The organism is Providencia sp. wls1916 (genome assembly GCF_009706585.1).
GTDB classification, from domain to species: Bacteria; Pseudomonadota; Gammaproteobacteria; order Enterobacterales; family Enterobacteriaceae; genus Providencia; species Providencia lanzhouensis.
Map to the genome: position 1 here is coordinate 133,619 of NZ_WLUL01000003.1, position 16,389 is coordinate 150,007.

General features: G+C 43.7%; 15 protein-coding genes. 6 read left to right on the plus strand and 9 right to left on the minus strand.

Going from position 1 to position 16,389, the window contains the following annotated elements; all coding sequences use genetic code 11:
* Positions 1 to 63: 63 nt before the first annotated feature.
* The 8 genes from GKR61_RS01260 to lptM form a co-directional block, all read right to left on the minus strand.
* Positions 64 to 648 carry a 2OG-Fe(II) oxygenase gene (locus GKR61_RS01260; protein ID WP_036948865.1) on the minus strand — a complete coding sequence of 195 codons (585 nt, stop codon included), beginning with the start codon at positions 646 to 648 and terminating at the stop codon, positions 64 to 66.
* 225 nt (positions 649 to 873) lie between these two features.
* Positions 874 to 1,605, minus strand: coding sequence for a hypothetical protein (locus GKR61_RS01265; RefSeq protein ID WP_154599721.1), 732 nt, complete (start codon positions 1,603 to 1,605; stop codon positions 874 to 876).
* A gap of 142 nt (positions 1,606 to 1,747) precedes the next feature.
* The gene (uvrD, locus tag GKR61_RS01270) at positions 1,748 to 3,910 is read right to left on the minus strand and encodes a DNA helicase II (protein ID WP_154639492.1); all 2,163 of its coding nucleotides are present in this window, start codon (positions 3,908 to 3,910) and stop codon (positions 1,748 to 1,750) included.
* Between the two features lie 58 nt (positions 3,911 to 3,968).
* Positions 3,969 to 4,685: a 5-amino-6-(5-phospho-D-ribitylamino)uracil phosphatase YigB gene (yigB, locus tag GKR61_RS01275; RefSeq protein WP_036948857.1), complete on the minus strand. Its 717-nt coding sequence runs from the start codon at positions 4,683 to 4,685 to the stop codon at positions 3,969 to 3,971.
* Positions 4,685 to 5,614: a tyrosine recombinase XerC gene (xerC, locus tag GKR61_RS01280; RefSeq protein WP_036948854.1), complete on the minus strand. Its 930-nt coding sequence runs from the start codon at positions 5,612 to 5,614 to the stop codon at positions 4,685 to 4,687. The genes yigB and xerC overlap by 1 nt, the downstream gene beginning before the upstream one ends.
* Positions 5,596 to 6,300 carry a DUF484 domain-containing protein gene (locus GKR61_RS01285; RefSeq protein WP_036948852.1) on the minus strand — a complete coding sequence of 235 codons (705 nt, stop codon included), beginning with the start codon at positions 6,298 to 6,300 and terminating at the stop codon, positions 5,596 to 5,598. The genes xerC and GKR61_RS01285 overlap by 19 nt, the downstream gene beginning before the upstream one ends.
* Before the next feature lie 27 nt (positions 6,301 to 6,327).
* Positions 6,328 to 7,152 carry a diaminopimelate epimerase gene (dapF, locus tag GKR61_RS01290; RefSeq protein WP_036949260.1) on the minus strand — a complete coding sequence of 275 codons (825 nt, stop codon included), beginning with the start codon at positions 7,150 to 7,152 and terminating at the stop codon, positions 6,328 to 6,330.
* A gap of 21 nt (positions 7,153 to 7,173) precedes the next feature.
* Positions 7,174 to 7,353: an LPS translocon maturation chaperone LptM gene (lptM, locus tag GKR61_RS01295; protein ID WP_036948849.1), complete on the minus strand. Its 180-nt coding sequence runs from the start codon at positions 7,351 to 7,353 to the stop codon at positions 7,174 to 7,176.
* A 217-nt stretch (positions 7,354 to 7,570) separates the two neighbouring features.
* On the opposite strand from lptM, the gene cyaY reads away from it, so the two are divergent.
* Complete coding sequence (cyaY, locus tag GKR61_RS01300) at positions 7,571 to 7,888, plus strand: iron donor protein CyaY (RefSeq protein ID WP_006658190.1); 318 nt, start codon at positions 7,571 to 7,573, stop codon at positions 7,886 to 7,888.
* A gap of 66 nt (positions 7,889 to 7,954) precedes the next feature.
* On the opposite strand, the gene GKR61_RS01305 is transcribed toward cyaY, so the two are convergent.
* Positions 7,955 to 10,546, minus strand: coding sequence for a class I adenylate cyclase (locus GKR61_RS01305; protein ID WP_036948846.1), 2,592 nt, complete (start codon positions 10,544 to 10,546; stop codon positions 7,955 to 7,957).
* A gap of 615 nt (positions 10,547 to 11,161) precedes the next feature.
* Here GKR61_RS01305 and hemC point away from each other — a divergent pair.
* From hemC to GKR61_RS01330, 5 genes are all read left to right on the plus strand, one after another.
* Positions 11,162 to 12,106: a hydroxymethylbilane synthase gene (gene hemC, locus GKR61_RS01310; protein ID WP_036948844.1), complete on the plus strand. Its 945-nt coding sequence runs from the start codon at positions 11,162 to 11,164 to the stop codon at positions 12,104 to 12,106.
* Positions 12,103 to 12,858, plus strand: coding sequence for a uroporphyrinogen-III synthase (locus GKR61_RS01315; RefSeq protein WP_036948843.1), 756 nt, complete (start codon positions 12,103 to 12,105; stop codon positions 12,856 to 12,858). The genes hemC and GKR61_RS01315 overlap by 4 nt, the downstream gene beginning before the upstream one ends.
* A 3-nt stretch (positions 12,859 to 12,861) precedes the next feature.
* Positions 12,862 to 14,127, plus strand: a complete 1,266-nt coding sequence (gene hemX, locus GKR61_RS01320; protein WP_036948840.1) for a uroporphyrinogen-III C-methyltransferase — start codon at positions 12,862 to 12,864, stop codon at positions 14,125 to 14,127.
* A gap of 2 nt (positions 14,128 to 14,129) precedes the next feature.
* A complete protein-coding gene (gene hemY / locus GKR61_RS01325; protein WP_108478786.1) occupies positions 14,130 to 15,329 on the plus strand; it encodes a protoheme IX biogenesis protein HemY in 1,200 nt (399 codons plus the stop codon).
* Between the two features lie 223 nt (positions 15,330 to 15,552).
* A complete protein-coding gene (locus GKR61_RS01330) occupies positions 15,553 to 15,783 on the plus strand; it encodes a DUF4014 domain-containing protein (protein ID WP_006658197.1) in 231 nt (76 codons plus the stop codon).
* Positions 15,784 to 16,389 lie beyond the last annotated feature (606 nt).

The following is a 16,389-nucleotide window of genomic DNA, read 5'->3' on the forward strand; positions in this document are numbered from 1 at the left end:
TTATTATTAAGGTGATTAGTTTACAGCCCGCCCCTTTGCAGAGGCGGCATAGACGAGAAAGGGTTACAGTATTTTTTCGGTCAGAAACCAACCGGCAATACTTTCACGCTTTTTTTGGGTAGGCAGAACTTCATGGGGAAAATCTTCAGACATAAAAAATACCATGCGACCCGCTAGCGGCTCCAAGGTAAATAGCTCGTTATCTTGCATGTCATACATCACAATTTCACCACCATCACCCTGCTGCCATGATTCATTCATATATAGCACAGTGGTGATTTTACGGCGTCCTTGCCCACGGAAGTTATCCACATGCTTTTTATAGAATCCACCATTAGGATAACGACAGAAATGGGTTTCAAAATCCCGCAATCCAAGAAATAACTGACAGTTAAGTTCCTGACGCAAGTTTTCCATTTTATCTAGATAATGTACGACTGGCGCCCCCATTTCAGGTTCAAGCCACACCGTTTGGTCGCCACGGATGGTTTTGTTGTCTTGTAATGTATTTTGATAGCCAATACGCGCGTCTTGTAGCGTATCGGGGATACAACTTTTAATAGCCTGAATTTCTGACAGATTCAGAAAATCGTTCCACACATACCAACCTTGTGTGGAAAGTGAATCAATAAGTTGATTGATAGACATGATGAATCTAAGAGTGGTTATTAGGTGAGATTTTATACTTGATTATCGGAAAAAATTAAAATAAAAAACGTAAATCTTAATGATTCAATCGATGAATCAAAGAAAAAACTAAAAATATCCTTATTTTTCAAATAAAACTCTATTTCCATTCCCCCAAAATTACCGCGCTATAACAAAAATGGTGCTTAACTGCCATTAAGCACCAAATAATCTCGATGGCTAAGCTTACATTCCTATATTATCAATACCCTTTACGATGTGGTTCACTGGGGTTTGTGGCATACCTTGCTGATATTCACCCATAACGCTCATTTCATTACTTGAAAACGCTGACATTTGATCTCTTATACGGCTTTCACGAGAAGATAAAATATATACTTTCCCGTCATGCATAGAATAATTTTCATTTCCAAGTGCATTGTTGTAATCGTACATCCTAGCAAAAGAAAGGCTTCTTACCTCCTGAATAGCATAATTAGTTTGTCGTATATGGTTGTCAATCCTAATAGTTAACGCCTTTTCATCATTAAATGACTGTTTCTTTATATTAAATCCAATTTCAGAGGGTAAATATTTATTTTTAAATTTAATAGAATTACTCTCTAGCATTTCAATCTGAATCTTATTATTCTCTTTTTCTAATCTTTTAAATCGCTGATTAAATTCTTTTTTACTATTAAATTCCAACACTAAATTATCAGAAATGTATTTTTTATCATCATCATTATATTCTTTAATTTGAACTAAGAACATTTCATAATGATGAATAGCTGCCATTAATTCATTATATTGAGATAAGCGTTCTGCTCCACCTTCCCTCTCGACTATCTCATAAAAATCAGATGCATCTTTTTTTAATCTATCTATTTGCCTTTCTACATAACCAATTTTCCTCTCTATTTCCTTATACTTTTTATCATTAATATCAAAATCAACATAAACAGTTTTATAAACCATACAATCATCCTTAATTTAACAAATCAAATAACTCAGAGATTATGATGATAAATAGAACCGAAACTAATTAATAATTTATTATTTATATAGATAAAGAGAATGGAAGCTTAAATCTAATAATATTTCCATTCTCTATAATTGACTATAAATTCTCTAACCGCGCGTAAGACGCCACTAGCCATTTAATCCCTTGCCCTTGAAAAGCAATTTGCAAGCGGCAATGTTCACCACTACCTTCGAGATTAATAATGGTGCCTTCGCCGAATTTAGGGTGCATCACTCTCTGCCCTAACGCATAGCCAGAATCATTTTGGCTAATCGGTGTGCCAAGACGTTGATGGCTGACAGGCCGTGAAACCGTGGCTCTTAATCGAACTTCTTCCACACACTCCGTCGGTAGCTCACCAATAAAGCGGGATGGGCGATGGTAAACTTCCTTGCCATATAGGCGGCGACTCTCGGCATAAGTGATTGTCAATTTCACCATAGCACGGGTGATACCCACATAGGCAAGACGGCGCTCCTCTTCTAAGCGCCCACTTTCATCCATCGACATTTGGCTTGGGAACATGCCTTCTTCCACGCCAACCATAAACACGACAGGGAATTCCAGCCCTTTCGCTGAGTGTAGCGTCATCAATTGCACCGCATCTTGGCTGGCATCCGCTTGACCGTCCCCAGACTCCAATGCCGCATGAGATAAAAATGCCTGCAATGGCATCAAATCTTGGTCTTCATCTTGATAGCTAAAATCGCGGGTTGCGTTAACTAACTCTTCCAAGTTTTCAATTCGCGCTTGGGCTTTTTCACCTTTTTCCTGCTCATACATCGCACGCAAACCAGAGTCATTAATCACGCGGTCAGCTTGCACATGCAGTGGCATCTCTTGGGTTTCTTTCGCTAATGCGTCGATTAACTCTAAGAAACGCTCGATGGAGCTTGCCGCTCTACCTCCCAGGACTTGCTCGCGAAGTAAGTACTCACAACTTTCCCATAATGTCAGTTGCTGATCCCGAGCAGTTTGGCGAACGGTATCCAGCGTTCGCTCACCAATGCCTCGTGTTGGAGTGTTGACCACACGCTCAAAAGAGGCATCGTCGTTACGGTTAGCAATTAATCGAAGGTAGGATAATGCGTCTTTGATCTCTTGGCGTTCAAAGAAGCGCTGACCGCCATAAATACGGTATGCCATCGCCCCTTGAATTAACGCTTCTTCCATCACACGGGATTGTGCGTTGCTACGGTAAAGAATGGCACAATCTTGTAGCGCTCCCCCGTTTTCATGCCACTGTTTAATGCGCCCAACCACATAGCGAGCTTCATCAAGCTCATTAAAGGCGCAATAAAGGGAAATCGGCTCACCATCACCGCCCTCCGTCCATAAATTCTTACCGAGACGGTCGCTGTTATTGGCGATAAGCGTATTTGCCGCTTTCAAAATATTATTGGTCGAGCGGTAGTTTTGCTCGAGTCGGATAGTTTCTGCACCGGGAAAATCACTCAAGAAACGCTGAATATTTTCAACTTGAGCGCCACGCCAGCCATAGATTGACTGGTCATCATCGCCGACAATCATCACTTTGCCAGTCTCACCCGCTAACACACGGATCCACGCATATTGAATGCTGTTGGTATCTTGGAACTCATCCACCAAAATATTGGTAAAGCGCTCGCGATAATGCTGTAAAACATGGGGCTTATTCAGCCATAACTCATGTGCACGTAGCAGTAATTCGGCAAAATCCACCAGCCCTGCACGGTCACAAGCTTCTTGATAGGCTTGATACACTTTCAGCCATGTCGCTTCGACTGGATTACCATAGCTTTCAACATGCTGGGGACGCAGCCCTTCATCTTTTTTACCGTTGATGTACCACATTCCCTGACGAGGCGGCCACTGCTTCTCATCAAGATTCACGGCTTTAAGCAGACGACGAATCAAACGGTACTGGTCATCACTGTCTAGAATTTGGAAATCTTGCGGCAGATTCGCATCCAAGTAATGCTGGCGAAGTAAACGGTGTGCGAGACCGTGGAAAGTACCGATCCACATGCCGCCTTCACTAGTCCCCACCAACTGATTGATACGATGACGCATTTCTGCGGCAGCTTTGTTGGTAAACGTCACGGCCATAATCGAAAATGGGGAGGCATTCTCCACCGACATAAGCCATGCAATGCGATGAACCAACACACGGGTTTTACCGCTACCTGCACCTGCAAGTACCAGTAAATTAGTGCGCGGGGCTGCAACCGCTTCGCGCTGTTTGTCATTAAGACCTTCGAGCAGATATGAGACGTCCATAGTTACCATCAAAGCAAGACAGTGGCCACCACCACTGTGTTTTTATACAGAGAAAGGATTATACCAATGACAGGAGAGAATCCAACCGACAAATTTCCACATGAGGCAATATACGCCCCTCTTTCTCATCCATTAACGTCATATGATCCACGTTGAACCAGCAGGCTTGCATACCGCTATTAATCGCCCCTTCTACGTCGGTCAGCAGATTATCTCCAACATGTAAAATAGCGCCTGGCTCGATATTCAAACGCGTAGAGGCAAGGTGATACATATCGCAGCATGGCTTAGAGCGCCCATCCGGCCCCGCTTTTAATACAAACTGAAAATATTGCCCTAGCCCACACGCTTGCGGCTCGGCGTTACCATTCGTAATCGCCACCAGCGGTAATTTTTCGGCTAATTTTGCTAGCGTTTCATGAGTGGATTGCGGGACATGAATTTGATTACGCCAGTAGGTAAAGTGCGCCATAATATCGTCCGCACCTTTGAGGGCATCCTCTTTATTATAACCATAGTGGCACAGCATCATTTTCGACGATAGCCAGCGCCAGCGGGTAATATCATGGCGAATATCCGGTTCTTGTTCTTCCACAAGATAGCGAAAAGCATAAATGTCATCGTTCGTAAAATGATGAAAACGCGGGTCATATTCACGAATAAACCGTAAAACTTCTTCCTCCGTTTTATCAATCACGGGATGGTTGTCGTACAACGTATCATCCAAATCAAATGTCATCGCTTTGATGGGTGATAACGGACGGTAAAAATGCATTAAGATTTCTCCCTCTTCGCTCGCGGATGTGCCACATCATAAACATTAGCGAGATGTTGGAAATCAAGATGGGTATAGATTTGGGTGGTAGAGAGATTAGCATGACCTAATAACTCTTGTACCCCACGTAAATTACCACTTGATTCGAGAATATGAGTTGCAAAAGAGTGACGTAATTTATGGGGATTTATATGGCTATTTACCGCTTGTTTAATACCCCACTGCTCAAACCGCTTTTGCACATTGCGATTCGAGATACGCTTACCACTTTTCGTGGAAATAAATACCGCACCATCGACAGGCTCGTACAATTCACGCATTTCAAGCCAGCGTTTTAGCCAACTCACTGCCGTTTTCCCTAGAGGAATTTTGCGTTCCTTGCTGCCTTTCCCCATCACCCAAACCTCACCTAAATTGAGGTCAAGGTGCTTCACATCCAAACCAACCAGCTCAGAGAGACGCAATCCCGCGCCATACATCACTTCCAGCATGGTTCTGTCTCGCACCACGAGCGGGTCGCCACTGTCCATATTCAACAGTTGAGAAACTTCGTCCACATCCATATTTTTCGGTAGACGTTTTTTCGCTTTAGGGGCATGAATAGTTTTAACTGGGTTTGCCGGTAGTTCGCCTTGCTGCACCATCCAATCACAAAAACTACGTAGTGCGGAAAGCCTTAATGCCATGCTCGCTGCTTGCAAGCCTGTTCGACGGCTCTTCGCGGCAATATTGCGCCCTATCGTCATATCCAACTGCTGCCATTGGCTCACTTTCAGTTCACCTAAAATTTGGCAAACTGCACCTAATTGGCGACGATAATTCGTTATCGTGACTGGACTCAATCGGCGTTCAACACGGAGGTAACGCAAAAAGGCTTCCACTTGAATCATCAGCCCTTCGGGCTGAATGTCTACAGACGCTCTATCCATTGACATAATAACCTCGGTAGAATTTGAGCCACTTTTTCCAGCATTACTGTACCCATACCCTGTTGATAGTGCTCACGGTCACGACTGGTAAATATCACCATGCCGGATTCCCCATGATGCCCAAACAACGAAATCGCTACTGAACCTACATTTTGTGCATCAGGAAGTAAAAGCTGCAACTCAGGACCATTTAGCCGCCCAAGATAATTGAGGTTATCCCCAAAACGCTGAATACGTACGGGTTCAAAAACGCGGCGTGGGAGCACCAATTCGTAGGCATCCAATGGCGCAGATAATCGCCAGCTATCACTAAATAGGCGTACAGAAGCCCCCGATAACCCGAGCTTTTTAGCCCAGCGATTCAACACAAACAGCATCTCCCGCAAACTATTTGCGGAAGACATTTCAATGACGAGATAAAGAAGCTCATCGAACAGTTGCCCATTTTCGTGGGCTTGTTCCACCATAAAGCGGATATCCTGCTCGAGATTTTTGATTTTTTGACGTTGACGGCTCATCACCAATTCAGGAAGCGAGATAGCCTCCTGAACGGCATGAGGAACCTTGATATGTTCAGCAAGAGACGCATTGCGAATAAAGAAATAAGGGTTCTGTTTTAAATATTGCACCACATCTTGCTCATCAATTAACTGAGCAATCTCCGGCACTTGTTCAGGCTTATCCATTATTCCCCTCTTTCCACTCAATCAAGATTAAATTTGGATCACTCCATCATAAACATGGGTCGCAGGACCTGTCATATACAGTGGTGATCCGGGACCTTCCCAACTAATATCGAGGGAGCCGCCCGGCAAATCGACACGAACACGGCTAGCTAATAATCCCTGTCCTACACCCACGGCAACTGCGGCGCATGCACCGCTACCGCACGCTTGGGTTTCCCCCGCACCACGTTCATAAACACGTAAGCGAATATAGTCTGCGCTGACAATCTCCATAAAACCGATGTTGGCACGTTCAGGGAAGCGTTCGTGGCTTTCCAATGCAGGGCCCAATACTTCTACCTCTGCAGTTTGGACACTGTCCACTTGCACCACACAGTGCGGATTTCCCATGGAGACAACACCCGCAAACACTGTACGTTCTTGTGCTCGAATAATATAGGTTTTTTCCGCTTTCACGGCACGAAAAGGGACGTTTTGCGGCTCAAAATCAGGCTCGCCCATATTCACACAAACATCATCATTTTCATTAATTGTGAGAGTCATACGCCCAGACTGAGTGCTCACTTTAATTTTTTGTTTGTTTGTCAGACCTTTTAAACGGACAAAACGTGCAAAACAGCGCGCTCCGTTGCCACATTGTGCAACTTCACTGCCATCTGCGTTAAAAATACGGTAATGGAAATCGAGATCAGGATCATAAGGGGCTTCGACCAATAAAAGTTGGTCAAAACCGACGCCAGTATGCCTATCCGCTAAACGACAAATCAGTTCAGGTGAAAAATAGACATTCTGTGTGACGCCATCCACCACCATAAAATCATTGCCTAAGCCATGCATTTTTGAGAACTGCAATTCACGTTCCATAACAGAGGCTTACTGTTTGGTCGCAGCAGGCTCTTGGTTCGAGCTGCTTGGAGCTTTAGGTTGCACGTCAGATTTAGCAGGCGCCGCTGCATTGTCTTCAGGCGGAAAATACAACGGCCCTTTTAAGCCACAGCCAGAAAGGGTGAATAAAACGAGAAGTGCACTAAGTCCAAATAAACTTTTTTTCATTATGATGTTTCGCCTGTAAGACTAAATTTTGCAATCTGATATTTCACACAGTAACAGGTGTCGCTTTTCAAATCACGCCTGTTTATCAAACATATTAATATTATATACGTTAAATAATTCAAATGGCATCTCACAAGTAAGATGTGCGCCGTTTGACCCCTGAACACATTCAACCCTATAATTTCGCCTAAATAAAAGTATAAACAGGAAATACATCATGAACGATAGCGAATTTCATCAGTTAGCAGAGCAATTGCTCAGCTCGATTGAAGAGCATTTAGATAATTACGATGGCGATGCGGATATTGATAGTGAAATTAATGGCGGCGTCATGACCTTAAGCTTTGAAGATGGCAGCAAAATCATCATCAACAAACAAGAAGCCTTCCACCAAATCTGGTTAGCAACCAAACAAGGTGGCTATCATTATGATTATAAAGATGGAAAATGGATTTGCGACCGTTCAGGTCAAGAGTTTTTGTCCATGCTGGGCAATGCAATTACCTTCCAAAGCCACTTCCCATTCTCGTTCTAAATACGCACACAAAAAATCATAGGCGGAGTCTATAATTTACTCTGCCTATTTTTTATCTTAATAAAATCAATAATATTGAGCGTGCTGTTTAGAGTGCTCTAGCTGCTCAGATTGGCTTAACTGAGGTGCTGAGGGATATTCATCATCCTCTTCTTCTTCAGTAAATGACCAAGAGGCGTCAGAGAAGACAATAACTTGCTTTTTGCCTTCTTCTTCCACAATTTGATAAAACTGTGGCAAATTGAAATTGATAAAGTTTGCACCGTAGGTAAAGCGGTCATGGGAGGAAGAGTAGAATTTGCTAACATCGCGCACTAGCTCTTCTTTGGAACCCTCACAATGAGAGTATATTTCCACGCGATTAGCTTCATCCAATACGTAGATATTAAACCCTGTATTATCTGGCGTATTTTCAAAGAAAAACTGCACAATTCCTTCGCTGGCATAGCCATCCACAACTGCAGGAAGATGATTATCCCCTTTCGCTTGTAATTTTACCGGCCAACCATGCAACTTGTTATGGGAGATTGCACCGTAAAACTCAACAGCATTTTCGAGTTTTTGTACAGAGACGTTTAAACGCTCAAAGAACAGACCCCATGTTTGCCCTGCAATGCGTAATGCCTTAAAGCGACCAGGTTCATGACGATTGCTGGATAAGCGCAATTCAATGCATTCGGACACTAGCTGCTGTACACGAGTACGAATAAGCCCACGTAAATGTTCGCTATAACAGAATACTTCAACTGCTTCAGGCGGAGCCGCGTCTTGGTGCATTTTACCGAGGATGGTTTTTAGCGCTTCTAACATGCACTGCTCGCCGCTGAAATGCAGGGTACGAACTTCATTCCATGAATTGCGATACAGAAGATCGATGCTGCTTATCAAACATTGTTGAGATTCACCAAAACTGAAAATATCCAGTTTTCTGAAATCCACATGCACCACCTGCTCAGAATAGACCTGTGTCGGATCTTTTTCTAAGTTAACGATGATGGCTAAGTGGCGGATTTCACACGGGCTATACAGTGCTTTAGGGGTTGGTGCTGGCAATCTTATTGGGAAATGGCTCGATACATCATGCATTAATTCCAATAACTTACGCTCATCGCATTGGGATTTGCCATGATGCATATGAACTTGCGTATTTTCAGTCAGTAACCCATTAAAATAGGCCCACGCCACCAACTTATTCAGATAGCGGTTATATTCTAAAGGTTGATGACCGATAATCGTGTCGATTTGCGGCGCTTGGTTATACAGATACCAGCCGCTACGATTGGCACGCCCTTCAGGCACATAAATAAATGTCAGGTGCTCTTCGCTAAGATCCGGTGAAATTTGTGGATTTACTAATGTCACTTTACCAGGTAGCGCTTCAAACGCGGCATATAACTTACGGGTTAATACCCCAATATCTTGCGGGCTAGCACTAACACTTAAATTATTACGACGGGCAAATCGAATTAAGTTACGGTAACTTTGCATCATCGTATCGAGCAGCTCATTATGCGCTTCACGCACACGCTCAATTTTCCACTGGCTACGCGTATCTAACACAGCCAGACGCTCGGCGCTCCATCCCCACGACTCCACTAACTGGGACAGTACATCACGACGCCAACCGGAACATTGGTCATCTTCATCTTCAGAAAGCTTTTCACAGACTTTTAGATAGAAGCAGCGACGAATTAAATCCAAACGCGTGGAATCATTAATTTCAGTCAGATAACGAGTTACGCGCTCCAACATGAGGCAATATGAATCCAATCCATAACAGACGATTTCACCGGCATGTAAATGGCGTTTAAACTCCAACGCTAACAACTTACCGTGTGGATAATCCCAAGAGTAGGACTCCAGTAAAATACTTTTCAACACCGCTTTATACGGAGAATCGACACTTTTATATAGCTGCCACAAACTGGCACCAAAGTATTCCGCGGCTGACAATTCACCGAGGCCGCCTAAATCCAGCCATTCGTTTGGTGTTAGTACCCCTTGAGCGTACAGCCCCATGACATATTCGTCATAGTGTTGCTCTTCTTCAACAGGCACCATTGTCCATAACAGACGTTTCCCAGCCATACGCACCGCTGTACGATAAAATTCATCCAGCAATAAAATATGTTGTGTGGAGCCACAATCTTCACCACCAAGATGCCCGCTTGCATTATGGCGAAAACGATTTTCATCGATTAAAAAGACAGTGACATCAATGCCCAGCGAGGCTGCCCACTGTTCAATTAACGTACATTTTTTCTGTAAAGATCGTTTTTCTTCGTTATCTAACCAAGAAGGATGACAAACCCACACATCAATATCAGAGCAGTGACTTTGCCCCACAGAAGAGGTACTACCCATCGAGTAAATGCCTGTAATTGGCAATTCACCATTAGCTTGGTTGTTTGTGGATAAGAAGCGTTCGAAAGGTTGTAACCATTTGAGTTGTTCTGCATCTGGCGAGAAGAAACAGACGCCATGAGGGACGTTGCCTTCAATATAACCCGGCATCATTGGATGATGATAATGAAACAAGACCGGCAACAAGCTGTAAACCTTCGAAAAGGTTTCACTCATAGAAGCCGTCGCGCGTTCCAACCGTAATTGGTTTATCGCATCAAGTCTTTGCTTTAAAGTTTCAATATAGAGGTACAAAGGTTACGCCTGACTGAAAGAATGTAATGACAAACCTGGGGAATTTTCCCAGCACCCAACAGATAGAGAAAAACTTAAATTACTTTTCAAAGGGATTGTCGGAAACGTGATCAATTTAACACCTTGGAGTAAAAGGGTAAAGTAGATCACATAATTTTTCCCGTCTATTTTTAGTACAAATTATTTTTCAACATATTGTATAAAAAGACTTTTTATTTTTGCATTGCAGAAATATCCCTTGTTTTTCAATGGAATAATATCACCATCATGGGTTGTATAACAAAAAAGCGGCCTTACTCTAAATTCAGCCCAGTGCTGGCAGGCTCTGCGCTTACACGCTTCAACAAAATTCCTTCAAAATATCACCCACTGCAATTCTAAAAAAGCACGAATAGCTAAAGAAATTTGTTATCTAGATCCTCTTTTAAGTCATTTTTTTCCAAGAGACTCACAAAAAAGATGTAAAAAAGCGAACTTCACTTGATACATCTCATCTGTTCATTCTTCTTATATCGCTCATTCTGCGACCAACTGGAAAAATTACCGCTAACATGTTAAAACTAACGCCAATTGTATGGTTAATCTGCGGCGATATTCGCCTGAGAAAACAGTGAAATGACATCAACAAATATCGTGCGTATCGCAACGCGTAAAAGCCCTCTAGCGCTATGGCAAGCTTATTTCGTAAAAGCAGAATTAGAGCAACGACATCCCGGCTTACAAGTAGAGTTAGTCCCAATGGTTACCAAAGGGGACATTATTTTAGATACCCCATTAGCGAAAGTCGGTGGAAAAGGTTTATTCGTCAAAGAATTAGAGCTGGCGTTACTTGAAGGTCGCGCAGATATTGCCGTTCACTCAATGAAGGACGTACCTGTAGAGTTCCCTGAAGGGTTAGGCTTGGTCACCATTTGTGAGCGAGAAGACCCACGAGATGCGTTCGTTTCTAACCATTATGCCAATATTGATGCACTCCCAGCGGGCAGCATCGTCGGTACATCCAGCTTACGCCGTCAGTGCCAGTTACGAGAATTACGTCCAGATTTAGTTATCCGTGACCTACGCGGCAACGTCGGCACCCGCCTGTCTAAGCTCGACAACGGCGAATACGATGCCATTATCCTTGCGGTGGCAGGTCTAAAACGCTTAAAACTTGATGAGCGTATCAAAGCTGCACTAGAACCAGAGCAATCTTTACCTGCCGTTGGACAAGGCGCCGTAGGTATTGAGTGCCGCTTAGATGATCAACGCACCCGTGACTTACTCGCCGCATTGAATCACGATGAAACCTCCGTGTGTGTCCTTGCTGAACGCGCCATGAATATGCGCCTTGAAGGTGGTTGCCAAGTGCCTATTGGGAGCTATGCTATTTGGCAAGGGGATAAAATCTGGTTACGTGCGCTCGTCGGTGCCCCAGATGGCAGCCAAGTCATTCGTGGAGAACGCTTAATCGCGCCTGCCGACGCAATCCAAGCTGGTATTTCTCTCGCAGAAGAGTTACTTGATAATGGCGCCCGTGAAATTCTCGCGGAAGTCTATAAAGGCAATGCACCAGCATGAGGGTCCTTGTTACTCGCCCAGAGCCATCAGGCTCCGCGTTGATAACAGCCATTAATGCTACTGGGGGGCAGGCTTACCCGGCTCCCTTAATTACGATTGAAGCGGGCTCACAGCTCAATACTTTGTCTTCTCGCTTAGATGGATTATCGGAAAACGACCTTGTCTTTCTTTTATCCAAAAATGCCGTCTGGTATGCAAATTTAGCATTGGAACAAGCAGGACGAGACTGGTCAGATAAGTTATCCTACTATGGTATAGGACAATCTACAGGTCACTATTTTCAGCAACTAACTGGGCAAACTATCCGTTGGGCTGAAGCAGGAGAAACCAGCGAGGTGTTACTCACCCACCCTAACCTGCAAAATTTAGTGGGGAAACGTGCCTTACTCCTTCGAGGTAATGGCGGTCGTGAACTCCTTGCCTCAACATTACGCGCTCGAGGTGCAGATGTTGATTACTGCGAATGCTACGCAAGGCGACCTGTACACTATGATAAAACTGAGTTTAACCAAACTTGGTTTAACACGGATATCACCGATATTGTGGTTACAAGCGGTGAAATGTTGACCCTACTTAACGATTTGATTGCTGAAGACATGCAACAATGGTGGTATTCCCGCCGGCTACTGGTTGTCAGCGAACGAATCGCAGAAAAAGCCCGCCAAAGTGGGTGGCGTCGGGTCTGTGTGGCAACTAGCGCAGATAATCACGCTTTACTTGAAGCATTAATTTCAACCGATATGGGATGCTAATTTATGACGGAACAAGACAAAATTACCGACACTGTTAATGATGAAGCTGTAACAGAGAAAAAAGAGACTCGTCAGCCGACGCCTTCATCCAAACAGAAACGCCCTGGTCTTGCAGTCAGTGCGATCGCTATCGCCATTATCGTCGTCATGGGCGGCGGGATGTACTACTTTACTCAGCAAAGTAATGCGCAATTGGTTCATGATAATAACCAACTGAAACAGCAAGTCAGTGAATTAGTTGAACAACAAAATGCCGATAGACAACGTGTGGATGCGCTCATCGCAACCAACACGGAGCTGAAAAACCATGCGCGTGATTATGAAGATCAACTCAATCGTCGCATGCAAGAATTACAAGCTCACGTCACCGCACTTTCCAGCTCGGACGTAAAAAACTGGTTGATTGCCCAAGCTGATTTTATGGTGAAAATGGCGGGTCGCAAATTATGGAATGACCATGATCCAGTTACCGCTGCCGTTCTGCTCAAAAGCGCAGACACCAGTTTAGCGGAAATGAATGACCCAAGTTTGCTGGATATTCGTAAAGCTATCGCCAATGATATGAACAAGCTAGCTGCCATCAACCAAATTGACTATGACGGCATTATTTTACGTTTGAATCAGCTCAGTAATGATGTCGATAACTTACGCCTCGCCGATTTAAATAATGGCGACGCACCGGAAGATACTGGCACCAATGTCAGCGACGATATTGCAGACTGGAAAGATAACCTCGCGCGCAGCTGGAAAAGTTTCACGAGCGATTTTATCACCGTACGCGCTCGTGATGGCTCCGAAGCTCCATTGCTAGCACCAAACCAAGATATTTATCTACGTGAAAATATTCGCTCCCAATTGCTCATTGCGGCTCAAGCTGTACCACGTTATCAAGAAGAGACATATAAACAGTCCCTTGAGCAAGCTTCCACGTGGGTACGCGCTTACTTTGATGTGGACGCACCAGCCACTAAAGCCTTTTTGACGGAACTCGATGATTTAATTAATCAACCGATTGATGCCGATATGCCTGAAACTTTAGAAAGCCAAGCCAAGCTGGAAAAGGTGATGCAAACGCGAGTGCGCAATTTATTATCTCAAAATCCAGAGCCGACTGGCGTTTCCGAGGATGCCGCGCTTGAGGCAGTAAAAGAAGCCGATAAAGCTGCTGAAGAGGTGACGGCTCCATCAGATACACAAACCGACAAACCGGACGTTGCCACCGAAGCTCCTGTAACGGACGCGGCAAACGCCCCTGAGCATAAGGGGTGATCATGATTAAAGTCTTTGTTCTCTTTATCGTCCTGATTGCGGGCATTATCTTGGGTCCTCTATTAGCAGGTCACCAAGGCTATGTATTTATTCGTACCGATAGCTACGATATTACGACCAGCGTCACCAGCCTTGTGCTGTGTTTTATCCTGCTGCAATTTGTTCTGTTATTCCTTGGATGGTGCTACCGCCGCTTTATGAGCACCACCTCACGGACAAAAGGCTGGCTCAGCGGTCATAAATACCATAAAGCGCACACTCAAACGCAAAAAGCCTTACTCAAATTAGCCGAAGGTGATTTGGAGCAAGTCGAGAAACTAATGAGTAAGCATGCTGATTTTTCTCAGCAGCCAGTCATTAACTACTTGATGGCAGCTGAAGCCGCCCAGCAGCGTGGGGATAGTTATCGCACCCATCAATATTTAGATAGGGCTGCTGAAGCCGCAGGTAAAGATCAACTTCCCGTGGATATTAGCCGTGTTCGCATCCAATTGGCGGAAGGCGAAATTCATGCTGCCCGTAATGGCATCGACAAGCTGCTCGACCAAGCACCACGCCACCCAGAAATTTTACGTTTAGCTGAACAAGCTTATTTAGGTACCGGCGCATACCAAGCACTCATTGAGCTGCTGCCGATTATGGCAAAAGTCCAGTTACATAATGAAGATGAGCTTGAAGCGTTAAAACTCAAAGCGTACAAAGGGCTCATGAACCAATGTATGGCTGAAGGTGGTAGCGATGGCTTGAAAAATTGGTGGAAAGCTCAGCCGCGTAAAGTTCGCCATGAAGTGCCATTACAAGCTTTCTTAGCCGAACATTTAATTGAATGTGGTGATACGCGTAGCGCAGAAAAGATGATTATTGATGGATTGAAGCAGCAATATGACGAACGTCTATTGTTGTTGATCCCGAAATTACAGAGCGAGCAACCTGAAGTGCTTGAAAAAACTCTGTTAAGCCTCGTCAAACAGTCTGGTGCGACACCATTACTCAATAGCACATTGGGGATCCTTGCGCTTCAACATGCCCAATGGGAAAAAGCAGAAACCTACTTTAAAGCCGCATTAGCGCAGCGTTTTGATGCTTATGATGCAGCTTGGTTAGCCGATGCTTATGACAAGCTACACAAACCGAATGAAGCGGCGAAAATTCGCCAAGAGGCGCTCACTCACTCCCTCAAACAAGAGCGAGCAAAAGCGTAAATTTTTAACTCATTCGTTAAGCTTTGATCTAAAACGCCTCCTAGTCCGAGGCGTTTTTTATATCTACGATTTGGATCTTTACTATTTATCTCAAAAAGATAGTCTTTGAGAGCGTCACTTTTAGCGAATCGAGGCAAACCGCATATTGCTATATTATAAAAGGGTCACATAGTGTATAAATAATCGTATACATTTTCGTTTTGAATGAATTCAGGATAAAGATATGAATGTAGTGAAAACTCTCTGGCGTTGGATTGTAGCGAGCCAAAATCGTTTACAGATCTTTTTTGACCTGCTACTTCTGATTTTATCCCCGTTTATTTTTATTTCGATCATTGGCTTCAATACCGCCGATCTGAATAAAGATATCTTTATTATTACCTTTATTATTATTGCCTATACCTATGTGACTCGCTGGATCAGCAAGTGGTTAAGCAAAGAGAAAAAAGCGTAAGCGAGAAGATAACGTTTCTTTCCTAATGCTCATCAGGTTAGGAAAGAACATGACAACCCAAGATTGATACAAAAAAAACACCTGCCGAAGCAGGTGTAAATAACAATCAGGTCTACAGACGGATGGTGCCTCACTCAACGTTTCGCCCGTTCGCTGATGGTAAGAGGATTAGCTCTTGATCATCTAAATTGGACAATAGGCACCGATAATCGGCTTTGCGTCATCCCTGGGTTTATGAAGCTAGGCTGTCATAATAAGTGGGATGAGCATCTACATAATAGATAATGCAGAATGCATGCCAACTTTTATATCGCTGCACGTTTTTCTATTCTTAACCTCGTAACTCCCCTGCTTCTAAACGATATTTTTATTTCTTACTTATTGTGATTTTTTAACACCTCACTCTTACCAAATCCCATTCTGTTCGATTCAGCTATTTTGTCTCAATTTAGAGACAGCTTAGAATGCCTATTAATTTCTCCATATAAATCAATCAGTAAAATGTCTCTTTTTGACGACATGGAAATAGGGATTTGTATCGGATCTGAGACAAATATTTTTATTCATAAAAAACATAACGTTATAAGCACATTCAGATAAGAACCA

Excerpts from the sequence above, each read along its gene's own strand:
- GKR61_RS01260 (WP_036948865.1), bottom strand. The coding sequence starts at position 648 with ATGTCTATCAATCAACTTATTGATTCACTTTCCACACAAGGTTGGTAT.
- GKR61_RS01265 (WP_154599721.1), bottom strand. The coding sequence starts at position 1,605 with ATGGTTTATAAAACTGTTTATGTTGATTTTGATATTAATGATAAAAAG.
- uvrD (WP_154639492.1), bottom strand. The coding sequence starts at position 3,910 with ATGGACGTCTCATATCTGCTCGAAGGTCTTAATGACAAACAGCGCGAA.
- yigB (WP_036948857.1), bottom strand. The coding sequence starts at position 4,685 with ATGCATTTTTACCGTCCGTTATCACCCATCAAAGCGATGACATTTGAT.
- xerC (WP_036948854.1), bottom strand. The coding sequence starts at position 5,614 with ATGGATAGAGCGTCTGTAGACATTCAGCCCGAAGGGCTGATGATTCAA.
- GKR61_RS01285 (WP_036948852.1), bottom strand. The coding sequence starts at position 6,300 with ATGGATAAGCCTGAACAAGTGCCGGAGATTGCTCAGTTAATTGATGAG.
- lptM (WP_036948849.1), bottom strand. The coding sequence starts at position 7,353 with ATGAAAAAAAGTTTATTTGGACTTAGTGCACTTCTCGTTTTATTCACC.
- cyaY (WP_006658190.1), top strand. The coding sequence starts at position 7,571 with ATGAACGATAGCGAATTTCATCAGTTAGCAGAGCAATTGCTCAGCTCG.
- hemC (WP_036948844.1), top strand. The coding sequence starts at position 11,162 with ATGACATCAACAAATATCGTGCGTATCGCAACGCGTAAAAGCCCTCTA.
- GKR61_RS01315 (WP_036948843.1), top strand. The coding sequence starts at position 12,103 with ATGAGGGTCCTTGTTACTCGCCCAGAGCCATCAGGCTCCGCGTTGATA.
- hemX (WP_036948840.1), top strand. The coding sequence starts at position 12,862 with ATGACGGAACAAGACAAAATTACCGACACTGTTAATGATGAAGCTGTA.
- hemY (WP_108478786.1), top strand. The coding sequence starts at position 14,130 with ATGATTAAAGTCTTTGTTCTCTTTATCGTCCTGATTGCGGGCATTATC.
- GKR61_RS01330 (WP_006658197.1), top strand. The coding sequence starts at position 15,553 with ATGAATGTAGTGAAAACTCTCTGGCGTTGGATTGTAGCGAGCCAAAAT.